At 64.6% G+C, this 13,266-nt stretch carries 11 protein-coding genes; 4 read left to right on the forward strand and 7 right to left on the reverse strand.

Annotated elements, in window-relative coordinates; genetic code table 11:
• Positions 1-18 precede the first annotated feature (18 nt).
• From ACRECS_RS17775 to ACRECS_RS17785, 3 genes are read right to left on the reverse strand one after another with little or no spacing between them, the layout of a single operon-like run.
• On the reverse strand, positions 19-3,294 hold the full coding sequence (locus ACRECS_RS17775) for an error-prone DNA polymerase (protein WP_431584278.1): 3,276 nt from the start codon (positions 3,292-3,294) through the stop codon (positions 19-21).
• A complete protein-coding gene (locus ACRECS_RS17780; protein ID WP_431584279.1) occupies positions 3,294-5,120 on the reverse strand; it encodes a DUF6504 family protein in 1,827 nt (608 codons plus the stop codon). Before ACRECS_RS17780 ends, ACRECS_RS17775 begins: the two co-directional genes overlap by 1 nt.
• The gene (locus ACRECS_RS17785; RefSeq protein WP_431584280.1) at positions 5,038-5,814 is read right to left on the reverse strand and encodes an ImuA family protein; all 777 of its coding nucleotides are present in this window, start codon (positions 5,812-5,814) and stop codon (positions 5,038-5,040) included. The genes ACRECS_RS17780 and ACRECS_RS17785 overlap by 83 nt, the downstream gene beginning before the upstream one ends.
• A gap of 100 nt (positions 5,815-5,914) precedes the next feature.
• On the opposite strand from ACRECS_RS17785, the gene ACRECS_RS17790 reads away from it, so the two are divergent.
• On the forward strand, positions 5,915-6,061 hold the full coding sequence (locus ACRECS_RS17790) for a hypothetical protein (RefSeq protein WP_431584281.1): 147 nt from the start codon (positions 5,915-5,917) through the stop codon (positions 6,059-6,061).
• Between the two features lie 152 nt (positions 6,062-6,213).
• Here the strand turns inward: ACRECS_RS17790 and ACRECS_RS17795 are convergent, their stop codons facing one another.
• The 4 genes from ACRECS_RS17795 to ACRECS_RS17810 form a co-directional block, all read right to left on the reverse strand.
• Positions 6,214-6,420, reverse strand: coding sequence for a hypothetical protein (locus ACRECS_RS17795; RefSeq protein ID WP_431584282.1), 207 nt, complete (start codon positions 6,418-6,420; stop codon positions 6,214-6,216).
• 105 nt (positions 6,421-6,525) lie between these two features.
• On the reverse strand, positions 6,526-6,960 hold the full coding sequence (locus tag ACRECS_RS17800) for a DUF1810 domain-containing protein (RefSeq protein ID WP_431584283.1): 435 nt from the start codon (positions 6,958-6,960) through the stop codon (positions 6,526-6,528).
• Complete coding sequence (gene ligD, locus ACRECS_RS17805) at positions 6,960-9,170, reverse strand: DNA ligase D (RefSeq protein WP_431584284.1); 2,211 nt, start codon at positions 9,168-9,170, stop codon at positions 6,960-6,962. Before ligD ends, ACRECS_RS17800 begins: the two co-directional genes overlap by 1 nt.
• 191 nt (positions 9,171-9,361) lie before the next feature.
• Positions 9,362-9,595 carry a DUF3606 domain-containing protein gene (locus tag ACRECS_RS17810; protein ID WP_431584285.1) on the reverse strand — a complete coding sequence of 78 codons (234 nt, stop codon included), beginning with the start codon at positions 9,593-9,595 and terminating at the stop codon, positions 9,362-9,364.
• 334 nt (positions 9,596-9,929) lie between these two features.
• Between ACRECS_RS17810 and ACRECS_RS17815 the strand changes: the two genes are divergently transcribed.
• From ACRECS_RS17815 to ACRECS_RS17825, 3 genes are read left to right on the forward strand one after another with little or no spacing between them, the layout of a single operon-like run.
• Positions 9,930-10,238 (forward strand): hypothetical protein, encoded by a 309-nt coding sequence (locus ACRECS_RS17815; protein WP_431584286.1) that lies wholly within the window; start codon positions 9,930-9,932, stop codon positions 10,236-10,238.
• Positions 10,235-12,724: an N-6 DNA methylase gene (locus tag ACRECS_RS17820; protein WP_431584287.1), complete on the forward strand. Its 2,490-nt coding sequence runs from the start codon at positions 10,235-10,237 to the stop codon at positions 12,722-12,724. The genes ACRECS_RS17815 and ACRECS_RS17820 overlap by 4 nt, the downstream gene beginning before the upstream one ends.
• 6 nt (positions 12,725-12,730) lie before the next feature.
• Complete coding sequence (locus ACRECS_RS17825; RefSeq protein WP_431584288.1) at positions 12,731-13,234, forward strand: PIN domain-containing protein; 504 nt, start codon at positions 12,731-12,733, stop codon at positions 13,232-13,234.
• Positions 13,235-13,266 lie beyond the last annotated feature (32 nt).

Genomic DNA, 13,266 nt, shown 5'->3' on the forward strand with positions numbered 1-13,266 from the left:
ACCCTCGCTCAAATGTGCTCAGTGAAAATCGTGACTGCGGATAGGCAACAATTCGTCCTGCTCGCCCGTGGTCCCGAATGGGGGCGATGCAAGCGTTCGGCCGCGCGGCGCCCAACTTGGATCGCGCGGGTCAGGGCCGCCACCATTCTTAGCACCGTCGCCGCGTCCAGGCGCCACCGAGAAATCCATGCGTCCGATCGAGCGGAGCATGTCGTCATGATCGGTAATCCGGTCGCAGATGATGTGGATCACCTCGCCCTCTTTCTGAAGGCGCCCGCGCATCGCGATCATTGATGCGGACATCACCTGGCGCCGGTATATCTCGAACCGGTCGGGCCAAAGGATGCCGTTGGCGATACCCGTCTCATCCTCGATCGTGACGAACAGCACGCCCTTCGCAGAGCCCGGGCGCTGGCGAACGAGGATGACGCCGGCTACTTCGACATTGCGGCCGTCGCGGATGGTGGCGAGGTCGGCGCAGCAAACGATCCGCATCGCGTCGAGTTGATCCCGCAAGAAGCTGATCGGATGCCCACGCAGCGATAGCTGGAGCGACCGATAGTCCTCCACCACTTCGCGGCCATCGGTCATTGGGCGCAGCGCAACCGCAGGCTCGAGTCCCTCAGGCGAGAATTGCGCCTCGCGCGCATCGGCTGCTGCAAACAGCGGCAACGGCGCTTCGCCCAAGCCCTTCACCTTCCACAGCCCCTGCCGCCGGTTCTCGGCGATCACGTGAAACGCGTCAGCTTCGGCCAGCCGCTCGATCGCGACACGTGGGGTGTCGGCACGCCGCCAGACTTCCTCAACGCTCTCATAGGGCGCGGGTCCCCGCGCCGCGACGATCGCGGCACCGTGCAGATTGGCGAGCCCGCGCACCTGCCGAAACCCCAAGCGTACCGCCATATAGCGCCCGCGTGTCGGCTCCAGCGTGCAATCCCAATGGCTGTCATTGATCGATACCGGGCGCACCTCGACGCCGTGCTTGCGGGCGTCCTGAACGATCTGCGCCGGCGCGTAGAAGCCCATAGGCTGTGCATTCAGCAGGGCAGCACAGAACACGTCGGGATGATGATGCTTCACCCAGCAGGAGGCGTAAGCGATCTTGGCGAAGGAGGCTGCGTGGCTTTCCGGGAAGCCGTAGCTGCCGAACCCCTCGATCTGCTTGAACGTCCGCTCGGCGAAGTCCTTCGGGTAACCCCGCTCTATCATGCCGCCGACCAGCTTGTCGTAGAAATGGCTGACGCCACCCGTCAGCTTGAAGGTCGCCATCGCGCGCCGCAGCTGATCGGCCTCGGCAGGCGTGAAACCTGCCCCGACGATCGCCACCTTCATCGCCTGTTCCTGAAACAGCGGCACGCCCAGCGTCTTCTCGAGCACCGCGCGAAGCTCGGGCTTGGGGTATTCGGGCTTCTCCTTGCCTTCCCGGCGGCGGAGGTAGGGGTGGACCATGTCCCCCTGGATCGGTCCCGGCCGGACAATCGCCACCTCGATGACGAGATCGTAGAATTTGGCGGGCTTGATCCGCGGCAGCATCGACATCTGCGCGCGGCTCTCGATCTGGAACACGCCCAAAGTGTCAGCCTCCTGGATCATCTTATAGACGTCGGGATCGTCGTCCTGCAGGTCGGCCATGCCGATCTTGATGCCCTTCATCTCGTCGAGCAGATTGAAGGCGCGGTTCATGCAGCCGAGCATGCCCAAGCCCAGGACATCGACCTTCATGAATTTCAGCGCGTCGATATCGTCCTTGTCCCATTCGATGATCTGGCGATCCTCCATGCGGGCCGGCTCGATCGGCACGAGGTCGTCGAGCCGATCCTGGGTCAGCACGAATCCGCCCGGATGCTGTGAGAGGTGGCGCGGCTGGCCGATCAATTGGCGTGCAAGCTGGAGGGTCAGCTTGAGCCGATGATCCTCTGCGTTGAGGTTGAGGCTCGCGATCTGCTCGTCGCTGATGCCCTCGACCGACCAGCCCCAGACAAGGCCGGTCAACATCTTGGTCAGGTCGCGCGCCAGGCCGAGCGCCTTGCCCACTTCGGCGACGGCGCCGCGAGTACGGTAGCGAGTAACGACCGCGGTCAGTGCCGAGCGGTGGCGGCCATAGGTCTCATAGATCCACTGGATGATCTCCTCGCGCCGCTCATGCTCGAAGTCGACGTCGATGTCGGGCGGCTCCTTGCGCTCGCCCGATACGAAGCGTTCGAACAGCAATTCATGCTGGATCGGATCGATGGAGGTGATTCCGAGCATGTAGCAGACGCAGCTGTTCGCGGCGCTCCCACGCCCCTGGCAGAGAATACCGCGCCGCCGACTCTCCGCGACAATCGCGTTCACCGTCAGAAAATACGGCGCGTAACCGAGCTGGTCGATCAAGCGGAGCTCGTGGTCGATCTGCTTACGATATTTGGTGGGCAGGCCACCGGGAAACATGCCTGCCGCCGCGTCTTCGGTCAGCGCCGCCAAAGCTTGCTGCGCGGTGCGGCCCGCCATCACCTGCTCATACGGATATTGATATTGGATCTCTCCAAGATCGAACCGGCACGCTGCGGCAATGTCGGCGCTGGCCTGGATCGCGTCGGGGAATGCGGCGAACCGCCGCTCCATCTCGGCAGGGGATTTGAGGTTGCGGTCCATGAACCGCTCGCGCCGGAAACCAAGCGCATCGATCGTCGTCTTCTCGCGGATCGCCGTCATCACGTCCTGCAGCGGCCGCGCCTCCGGGGCATGGTAGAGGACATCGCCGGTCGCGACGCTGCGCATGCCAGCTGACCGCGCCAACGCGTCGAGCCGATGAAGCCGCTCGGCATCATCAGGGCGGCGGCGTAGCGACAGCGCCAGATAGCCGCGCGCGCCGAACAACTCGCGCAGATCGGCGAGATGCGCGACGGTAACCGCGTCAGGCATGTCGGGTAGAAGAATGGCGATGAGGCCGTCGGCACGCTGCGCGACGTCGCTCCAATCGAGAATGCAGCGGCCCTTGCCGCCACGCGTCTTGCCGGCGGACAGCAGGCGCGTCAGCCGCGACCAGGCGGGTCGGTCGGTCGGGTAGAGCAACAGGGCGCGGCCATCGGTCAGATCGACGCGGGCACCGGCGATCATGCGAACGCCGGTCGTCTTCTGCCCATCCCACCCGCGCACCACACCCGCGACGGTGCCCCGGTCCGCAAGGCCGAGTGCTTCGTGACCGAGGAGCTTGGCGGCGGCGAACAGTTCCTCCGGCGAGCTGCTGCCGCGCAGGAACGAGAAGTGGCTTGTCACCTGAAGCTCGACATAGGTTGTTGCTGCCGTCGCCATCAGCCGAACAGTCCGTGCATGTACCAGCTGAGGTCGCCGGTTGGCGCATCGACACCGTCGCCGCGCCGGAACAGCCAGAAGCGCTCGCCGCCCTCGGCCTCGACCCGGAAATAGTCGCGCACCGCCCACATCTCGCCTGGGCGCCGCCACCATTCGCCGTGGATGCGCTCGGGGCCATCGCCCGCGACGATGCGATAGGTGCTGCCGCGCCAAACGAACCGCCGCGGCGGATGATCGGGCAGCAGCGCCACGACATTGGTCAGCAACTCGGGCCGCCGAAGCAACCGCACCGGTCGCTTCCAAGCCGGCCAGCCCAAGGGTGTCGCCATCACGTCGGCGCGCCGGACCGCGCGCTCGGGCACGTCGCTTTCCTCGCTGCCCAGCCGGAACAGCGCCGCGTTGCCTGCGCGTCCAGCAAGCTGATCGACGAGCGGCGCGATATCCGGCAGGCGACTGTCGTCGGCGAGGATGGTGCTCAGCGACGCTGGCGCCAAATCCTCCACGCGCGGCGCGGTGAGCGTCATCGCCTCGATCCCGAGGCCCGGATCGATCCGCTCGATCCGCATGGTGAGCATCCGCGTCAGGTGCCTGGCATCCCGCGTCGCGCGCGCCGTACCGAGGCCGATCCGTTGTTCGTCGCCGTCGACACGCAGACAGAAGAGGACGGCGGCGCGCAGGCCGAGACCGCGTGTCTGGAGCACACCCACCATGTCGTCGACGAGATCGGCGATGACCTGGCCGATCGCTTCGGCGGTGCCGATCGGCTCGAGCAACCGCCGCTCCACGCGCGGCAGCTCGAAGGGCACCACCGGCACGATCGGTTCGGCGGCGAGGCCACGCGCCTGGTCCAGCCGAGTCACCGTTGCGATGCCCAGCCGCTTGGCGAGTGGTCCGCGCGGCATCGGATAGAGGTCGGCGACCCGTTCCAGTCCGAACCGCGCCGCCACGACCAACGCGTCTTGCGTCAGCCGGAGCGCGACAAGCGGAAGGTCCGCGATGGCGTCGGTCTCGGTGCCGGGAGGGAGAATGGTGATGGCCGTGCCGGCGAAGCGCGCGAGCGCATGGGCGGCCCCCGGCGTGCCGGCGATGGCGATCGTCGCGGTGAACCCGAGCCGGCCGAGGAAGCGAAGCAGTCGGCGACAGAAACGTTCCTCGCCGCCGAACAGGTGGGTGGCGCCGGTGATATCGAGCCACAGCCCGTCAGGTGCGGCGACGCTGGCGGTCGGCGTCCAATGGCCGACCGCATGGAGTGCCAACCGGTCGAGCATGGCCCGGTCCTGATCGGGCTCGGCGTCCCGCACGTCGAGATCGGTCACCAGCGCGCGGGCATGCGCCGCAGCCATGCCCGGGTGCAGCCCCAACTCGTTCGCCTGTGGACAGGCAGCCGTCACCATCTCCTTCTGGCCGACCCGCTCGATCAGGATCATGGGGCGTCCCCACGCCGGCACTGCCATTTGTGGCGCGCCCGCATAGCCGGGCGCGCCTTCATCGGGTGGCATCGCCCGGAACGGGTGATCGGCCGCCTCGCTGCGGCGGCCCATCTCGCGCATCGTCGGACGCTGGTGTGCCGGGAGCGCATCGATCTCCGCCTGGGTGGGTTTTGCCGATGGCGCATTGTCGCGTGCCCAGCGGGCGCCGGGCCGCCAGCCGCCGCCTCGCGGCACCGAGCACGCGCCCGGATCGTCGTCGCCAGCGTAGATTGGCGTCGCCAGGAAGCGCGATTGCGAGGGAGCCGACGGCGCCTCAGGCAGCTTGGCTGGCCGCTCCAGCCGTCGCAACCGCTCGATCGGCAGTTGCGGCAGGTAGAGCGAGGCGACCCGTGTCATCACAAGCATCAAGTTCGAGGGAGAAAGGATTGCCGCCGCGTTGCCGGACCAGTTCGACCGACCAGCGCGGCCGCCCGACGCCGGGATAGGGCAGCCGGGCCGACGACACGCAACCGATCCGCCAGCGTGTCATCGCCGCGGAAGGTTGACTGAGCGGGCAGCGATCGCGCGCGCGGTGGCGGCGATAGAGCAGGATCGGCGTCTTCCCGTCCGACGCGGCAAGCTGGAGCCGCCGGGTCGCGGTCTGGTCGGCCGCCTTCACCTCGGCGACGACGCAGGCGAGCGAGCCAAACCGGAGCGCATCCTCAGCCAGCGCCAACACATCCGCATCCTTGCGGCCTTCGGCATAAAAGATGCGATCGGGGCCAAGACCCACCTGTTCGAGCGCCGGCGCATACAGGTCGAATCGGCTGAGCGCCCAGAGCGTGGTGAAGCCAGGCTGCGATGCGAACCGCGCGGCGATGCCGGCCGCGAAGAGGGTGGCGGCGGCATCGTCATTCAGCGATGCGGTTGCGCCCGCGATTTCGTGGAGGCCCGCGCTGTCCAGGCCAAACCCCGCGAGCCGACTATCGAGCGCCTCGATCCCGAACGCCAGCACCGGCCCGCGCTGGCTTTGGGCCTGCGCAAGCTGCGCGCGAAGCGCGGCTAGCGGATCGGCACAGGGCCGATCGAGGGGCAACGGTTGGACAGGCATCGGGCAACATCGACTCACTTGTTCGCTTTATGTTCCGCCGAGCCGGGGGATTCGTCAAGCGCCGCGTGCGGTCTATAATTCCGTGCGCTATAAGCGAGAGATGAGCAGTCCCAACCCCTCGGACGAGACCGGTGCGATGGGCATGGCCGAGCCGCTGGAAGCCTGGTGCTTTATCGGTGCGCGCGAACTTTGGGCACTCACCGGAGACGAGACGGGCGCCAATCTCCCAGACGAACATGCTCCGTAGCGATTGCTGAAGCCAATCCTGCTCACAGGAAGCGAACCCGACGAGCAGGAGGCGGCAGCGCTTATCCGCCAATATGGCTATTGCTGCTTCGACAACCACGCCGCCGACTAGGGACCGCGCCATCAAGCCCCTCTAGGGACGCAATGCGCGCCTTACTTCTTCTTGATGACAGCGTCCGCCTTCTTGTCGATCTTGCCTTCCTCGGCTTTCGACATGCGCCCCGCTTTTACCGCCTGACTCGCCCGCGCCTTTGCATTCTTGGCGTGGGCCTCGTTCTCGATGGGGTAGGCACGTTCTTCAGGTTCGGCGAACTTGCTCTTCGGAAGTGCGTCGCGATCGGATTGGGACAGTTTGGCCATGGCTAGCTCCTTCGGAGCGTAAAACGCCCAGGCACATCGCGAGTTCATCCAGAATACGCGTCCAAGCCCATCGGCCTGCCGAAGGTTAGAGGTCTCGCGGAAAGGTCAGGCAGCCCTCTGGTCATCAGTCAACGAAAGCGTCAGCGCATCGCGCTCGCCGCCAAACCAGCGATCGAGCGCGGCAGTGAACAGCGGCTGTGGTCGCGCGAGTTCGAACAAGGTGAGCGAGAACCGTAGCTTGGTCGCGTCAATGTCCCCGAACACCGCGACCGGATCGCTGATCGACAAATCCTGCAGCGCCTCAACACATTCGACGTAGCGGCGCCCGAGAATGGCGTGGTCAAGATACGCGCGCGCCTCCTCCAGCGAGCGGATCGCGAAATGCCGTGCCGTCGCGCTCTGTCCCAGCCCGGCAATCTGCGGGAAGATGAACCACATCCAATGCGTACGTTTGGCGCCGCGGCGAATTTCGGCGAGTGCGGTCGGATAGGCAAGCGTCTGCGCTTCGACGAAGCGGTCGAGCGAATGGATGTCGGGCATCAGACCAACTCGCCCTGCGCCGCTTCCGGCGGGAACACCTGCCTCACCGGCAAGCTACCCTTTGGCAGCACCCCGAGCACCGCTTGCGCCGGCACGGTCGGATCGAGCCAGTCTGCCCATCGCTCGCGCGGTAGGGGAATGATCTGGCGGTGGTGAAAGGGCGCGACATCCTCACCCGGCTCCGTCGTGAGCATCGTGAAGGCTTCGCCGACCTTCGGATCGGCGCGCCAGATGCCGGCAATGCAGAACCAGTCATGATCCTTCATCGTAAACAGCCACTTGGTCTTGCGCTTCTGGCCCGGGAGCGGATCGGTGAACTCGTAGAAGCCGTCTGCCAGGATCAGGCAGCGCCCGCTCGTGAACTCGCGGCCATCGGACCGGAAATTGTAGACGGGCTTCCCGCCTGGGCCCGGCCAACTCCATTTCCGGTTGACCAGTTCGCCCGCGCCGCGCTCGTTCTCGACACTGCGGACGATCGGCGCGGTGTCGCTGATCTTGATATCCTCATGCCAGTGGGCCGGCGTGTCAATCGTCTCCATCTCTTTCCAGGTAATTGGCGCCGCGACAGGCGCGCCGGAACGGGCGCGCGCGCTGTAGGGCATGACCGCGGTCGCGCCCCGTTGGTTGCGGAGATAATCTACGAAGATGCGGCCCTTGCGCTGCGCCTTTGGCAGGGCGGCGGTGAAATTATCCGGGTCACTCTGCGCGACGGCCTGCGCGAGCCGGTGTGCGAAATCCCTCACCTCGGGCCATTCAGCCTTCGGCACCAGCGGCGCGATTACGTGGATGCCCTTGCCCCCGGTGACCATCGGGAAGGTTTCCAGTCCAATCTGCTGGAGTATCTCGCGGAAATGGAACGCTGCTTTGCGCACGGCTTCGAAATCGAGGCCTTCGTCCGGATCGAGGTCGAACACGAGCCGGTCGGCCTTCTCGACGTCCTCGATCCGCGCGCCCCACCCGTGAAACTCGATCGAGCCCATCTGGACACAGGTCAGCAACCCGTCTGCCGTATCGATATAGAGATACGGCTCCTCGTGCCCGTCCTTCTCCACGATCCCGACATGCTTGACCGTGTCGCCGAAGCTGCCGGCGTCATGCTTCTGGAAGAAGCATTTCTTTGCGCGGCCTTGGGGGCAGCGCACGAGGCTGATCGGACGCGATCCCGCCCAGGGCAGCATGATCGGCGCGACCGCCGCGTAGTGATCGGCGAGTTGGCCCTTGGTAATCCCGGAGTCAGGATCGATGACACGATCCCGATTGCTGATCTTCACGCTGCTGGTGGCAGGCGCGCCGATTTCCGCGACGGGCGCTTCGGCCTCCAGCACCACTGCCTCTGGCTTCTTGTCCTCGCGCAGGCCGAGGTAGCTCGGATGCCTGAGCGTGCCCTCGTTGGTCATCTCGGTATAGGCGATTTCGGCGACGAGCTTCGGCGTGAGCCAATGCGCGCCACGAACCTCGGCGCGCGGCGCCTTTACCGTGGGGGCCTGCTGCTCCAGAGGTGCCATGATCTCCGTCAGGGAGAGCAGCTCCGCTGTGTCGAAGCCCGTGCCGACCTTGCCTGCGTAGCGCAGCTCGCCCTTGTCATGGACGCCCAGGATCAGCGAGCGGAACGAGCGGGATTTGTCCGACGGGGTCCAGCCGACGATAACGAATTCCTGGCGCTTGACGCACTTCGTCTTGAGCCAGCCACCCGAGCGCGAGCCGACATATTTGCCCGTGGCCAGCTTTGAGATGACGCCTTCAAGGCCTGCATCGCAGAAATTGTGCAGCAGCTTCTCGCCGTTGCCGACAATGTCATCCGAATAGCGTAGACGGCCATGGCCTCCGGGTATTATTCCGCGAAGCTTCGCCTTTCGCTCGGTCAGCGGCAACCCAGTAAGATCCTCGCCGTCGAGCTCGAGCAGGTCAAACGCGTAATAGTCGATCGAGCCCGGCGCACCCTTCAAGGCACCTTGCAACGCCTGGAAGCTCGATTTGCCGTTGGTATCGAGCACCACCGCCTCACCGTCGATCAGCGCCGATTTTACCTTTAGGGCGGCGGCCGCCTTGACGATGCCAGCGAATTTCTCCGACCAGTCGAGACCGGACCGTGTGTAGGCGCGAGCTTCGCCGCCACCGACCGCGACCAGCAGTCGGTAGCCGTCATATTTCATCTCGTGGAGCCAGCGCGAGCCGCTCGGCACCGTATCGACGAGGGTCGCCAGCTGCACCGGTCGGAACGGTGGCGGCTTTAAAACCGGCTTAGCTCCGCCGCGCGCGGGCTTGCTGCCGGCGCGCGATGGAGATGCGAGGGTGGCGGTGCGCCATGCGTCAGAGGTCCTTGCTCATCCGCTGTAGACTCCCGTTGGCGCGGAGTCGTTCCCGCCTCGCAAAGTGAATATCGCGGGACCCGTGCCAGCGCTTATTTCAGCTTGGCGGCAGCCGCGTTGAGCTTTTCGCGATCATTGCCGATCTTCTTGATCAGACCTTCGGCCTGATCCTTGGTGATTCCGTGCTTGCGGGCGAAGTAGCTCACCTCATAACCCTCGCCGGCGGCGACCTGCCGCCTGTCAGCTCCACCGCGCTTCGATTTGTTGTCCGCCATGCTCGTCTCCTCTTTAACTTGGAGAATCGACAAGGTGACCAGCAGTTCCAAAGGCTCCTCAACGCTGGAGCAAGATTGCTTAATTGCACTCCTCCCTTCGGTTTGCGGCCATCGGCAGTATGCCGAGCTTGCACGAGCACCGAGCCCGTTCTTGCGCTTACAGAGAAAACAGAGCATCTTGTGGTAAACAACAAGATCGTGAGTTGATTTCGTGACGGTGCTCTATACCCCTGGCCAGCTTCGCAGCGCGATATCGATCGCCCCGGAAACCTATCGCCATTGGAAAAAGGCGCTGGCTCCCTTGCGCAGGGGGCGAGGGCATAGTCCGTGCTTTAGCTCGGGCGATCTCGTAGCCGTGTCGGTCATCAGATCCTTGGCGACGGATATGGCGATCCGTGTCGGCGCGTTGGCTCCTATCGCTGAACCCCTGTTCGAGCTGTGCAATCTGTCGCCTTGGCCGGCGCTGGAGCGCGCCAAGCTGGTTATCAATGTGCCGGGCGCGCAGCTGCAGCTCCGCGCGGAGCTTGCAGAGGTCGTTAGCGATCAGCCGTTGATCACGATCCCGCTCGGCCCGATGGTGGCGCGTCTCCGGGAGCAGTTGCTCGCGGCAAGCGACAGCCGCGAGCAGGCGTCACTTCTCTTTCCCCCGATGCCGATCAACACTGCGGCCTCCGCGCGCGGAGGCCGGCTGTGAATGCCATCGACAGCCTCGCACAGGCCGTCCACAGCGCGGGCTATCGCTCGGAAGCGGTCGTGCGCGACTATGCCTTTGCGGACGTATTGGTCGATGCCAACACGACCCGGACGGTGCCGCTCGTCGCCTTTACGCGAACGCCGCCATCCTATCGGTCCGCAGCACTCGCGGTGGTGAATGGCGATGGTCGCCGTGCCATCGACCTCGTGAATGAGCATCGAGCACTGGGTGCGCCGCTGTTGTTCGTTATCGACCATGACGATGTGACCGTCTGGCAGGTCAGAAGTGTCGACCCGCCCCGGGCACTTGAGAAGATCAAGCTTGCCGATCTGACAGCGTTGTTCGCCCGCAATCAGGCGTGCTGGCACCCCGATGCCATTCACCGCGCCAAGTCGGTCGGCAGCGCCGGTGGGAGCTATCAGCTCGATTTCGTCGATCTGGGGCTGCTCCCCGCGATCGAGGGCGAGATTCACATCAAACTGGATCGTCTGCTAGTCGAGACGCTCGACCTGGTGCGGAAAGCGCCCGGTGGCGATCGCCTCGATCCGCGTACGCTCTTCCGCGTCGTGTTTCGCCTGCTTGCCGCAAAGGTGCTGCAGGATCGTCGCCATCCCTATGCCGACGGCTGGAATCCCGAAGACCTGGCGTCGGTTCTAACCGGTATCGAGACCTATTATACGCTAGGGGCGATCGGTGGATCTGCGAACACGGCGTTGTCAGCGATGTTCGGTGCCGCATGGCGGCATCTACGCGCGGGCATCAGTTTTTCCAACATCTCGTCCGACGATCTCGCCTTCGTGTACGAGAACACGCTGGTAACGCCGGAAACGCGCAAGCTGTTCGGGACACACAGCACGCCGCGACAGGTGGCGGAATATGTCGTTCAGCGCTTGGAACTGCACCATCACAAACCCGAAGATATCAGAATCTACGAGCCGTTCGCCGGCGCCGGCGTGTTCCTGGTGTCGGCGCTGCGCCACCTGCGCGATCTCCTGCCCGTGGAATGGTCCGACCAGCAGCGCCACGACTTCCTCATCGAGCATATTTCGGGCGACGAGGTCGACCCCTTTGCCTGCGAAGTGGCAACGCTATCGCTAATCCTTGCCGACTATCCCAATCACAATGGCTGGCACGTCGAGGAGGCCGATCTGTTCGCCGACGGCGCGCTGGCGCAGCGGATCGGGTCGAGCAACGTCATCGTCTGCAACCCGCCGTTCGAAGCATTCAGCAAGGCCGATCGGATCCAGTACGCCATCGCCGCCGACACGCATTCGAAGGCGATCGCCGCTCTCAGTGCGGCCCTCGACGCCAAACCGCTCGCGCTTGGCTTCGTGCTGCCGCGATCGTTCATCCTCGAGCAGCAGTTCGCGGAACAGCGCCGTCGCATGGAGAGCCTGTACGGCTCTGTCGAAATCCTGAAGCTCCCCGACGGGATCTTCGGTGCATCGGACGTCGAATCGTCGGCGGTCATCGCGCGCGACCTGCGCGCGCCGACGACCAAGACCATCACGCTGCTCTCAACCGAAGTCGCCGAGCGCGATCGGTTATCCTTCCTGAAGACCGGACAGACGACGGTGCAGCGCGATGTGAGTCGCGCCGTCGTCGACGACCCGCAGGGGCAGTTGTGGATACCGCCGCTCAACGACCTGTGGGATTATCTTCAGCGCAACCCGCGGCTGGCCTCAGTACTCGAATCCCGACGGGGGCTGGAATGGAGGTACCCCCAGGATCAGGCAGCGAGCAACGTGGAAAAGCCCGGCTATCGGTTGGGTTATGCCAATGCCCGGAACCTGCGGCAGTATCGCTCCCCGCCTTCCGTCTGGCTCGATTTCAGGTCCGATCAGCTTCGTTGCGGCGCGTCGCATGATTGGTCGACGCCGAAGCTGATCGCGAGCGCCACAAGGTTGAGCCGTGGCGCGTGGTGCATCGGAGCGTTTCCCGATCTGGAAGGCGCGCTGTGTTCGCAGCAGTTCTTCGCCATGCGGCCGACGAGCACGTTGACGCCGAACGCGTTGCTCGCGCTGACGGCCGTGTTGAACGGCCCGGTGGCAAATGCCTTTCTCGCAGTGAATTCCCCCAAGGACCGCTTCAGGGCCTCGGTTATCGACGCCATTCCGATGCCGGTTTCGCTGCCCGGGAAGCTCGGCGAGCTGGTTGAGGCGTATGTTGCGCTGCTCGGTAGTTCCGACATCCTGACAGGGGCGGAGGACGAGCTACCCCGACTGCTCGCGCAGATCGACGCCACGCTGCTGGAGGCCTATGACCTTCCGCTGCGACTCGAGCGGCAGCTGCTGGCGTTTTTCGAAGGCGCGGAGCGCCCCGTTTCCCATCACTGGCAGCATTGGGACAGCCTGTATCCCGTGCCCGGACTGAGCCTCGCCGAACGCGCGTCGGGCCGCTTCAACCCGGGCGGAGACTGGGTCCGCAAGATTTTCCAACCCTTGCCCGAGGATCAGCTGTCGTTGCTCCGCGACTATGTGGCCTAGAGGAGAATGGACGCCTATCTTCTCGATACGACGATCCTGTCCATCTATCTCGATCCGACGCATCCCCATCACGCCGAAAAGAGCCAATCGCTAGCGGCACTGCCTGCCGACAGCCCGCGCTTCATTTCGGCCATCGCGCTCGCCGAACTCGGTTTCGGCACCAAACTTGCCGCCGCGATCGGCAAGGGGAATCTGCCAGCCCTGGAGGGGATGTTGGTTCAGGCCCGCTCGCATGCGGTCATCGACATCACGCATCACACGGCGTCGGTTTATGCAGAGGTGAAGGCGCGCATCGCGCAGAAATATCTGGCAAAGGTGCTCCGAAAGGACCGTCCGAAATACATCGAGGAATGGGTCGACAAAGCCACCGGCCAGAAGCTCGGAATTGACGAAAACGACCTTTGGATGTGCGCGCAGGCAAAGGAGCGCGACCTGATCTTCGTGACCGCCGATGGCCGGATGAAGCGCATCCCAGATGCCGATCCAGATGTAAGATTGCTCACGATATGAGAGCAGTCTTGCTGTGGCCGGCTAGGGTAGAG

It is taken from the genome of Sphingomonas sp., assembly GCF_050725575.1.
In the GTDB taxonomy this organism is placed as follows: domain Bacteria; phylum Pseudomonadota; class Alphaproteobacteria; order Sphingomonadales; family Sphingomonadaceae; genus Sphingomonas.

Excerpts from the sequence above, each read along its gene's own strand:
- ACRECS_RS17780 (WP_431584279.1), bottom strand. The coding sequence starts at position 5,120 with ATGACACGGGTCGCCTCGCTCTACCTGCCGCAACTGCCGATCGAGCGG.
- ACRECS_RS17795 (WP_431584282.1), bottom strand. The coding sequence starts at position 6,420 with ATGGCCAAACTGTCCCAATCCGATCGCGACGCACTTCCGAAGAGCAAG.
- ACRECS_RS17790 (WP_431584281.1), top strand. The coding sequence starts at position 5,915 with ATGAGCAGTCCCAACCCCTCGGACGAGACCGGTGCGATGGGCATGGCC.
- ACRECS_RS17815 (WP_431584286.1), top strand. The coding sequence starts at position 9,930 with ATGGCGATCCGTGTCGGCGCGTTGGCTCCTATCGCTGAACCCCTGTTC.
- ACRECS_RS17800 (WP_431584283.1), bottom strand. The coding sequence starts at position 6,960 with ATGCCCGACATCCATTCGCTCGACCGCTTCGTCGAAGCGCAGACGCTT.
- ACRECS_RS17785 (WP_431584280.1), bottom strand. The coding sequence starts at position 5,814 with ATGCCTGTCCAACCGTTGCCCCTCGATCGGCCCTGTGCCGATCCGCTA.
- ACRECS_RS17825 (WP_431584288.1), top strand. The coding sequence starts at position 12,731 with ATGGACGCCTATCTTCTCGATACGACGATCCTGTCCATCTATCTCGAT.
- ACRECS_RS17775 (WP_431584278.1), bottom strand. The coding sequence starts at position 3,294 with ATGGCGACGGCAGCAACAACCTATGTCGAGCTTCAGGTGACAAGCCAC.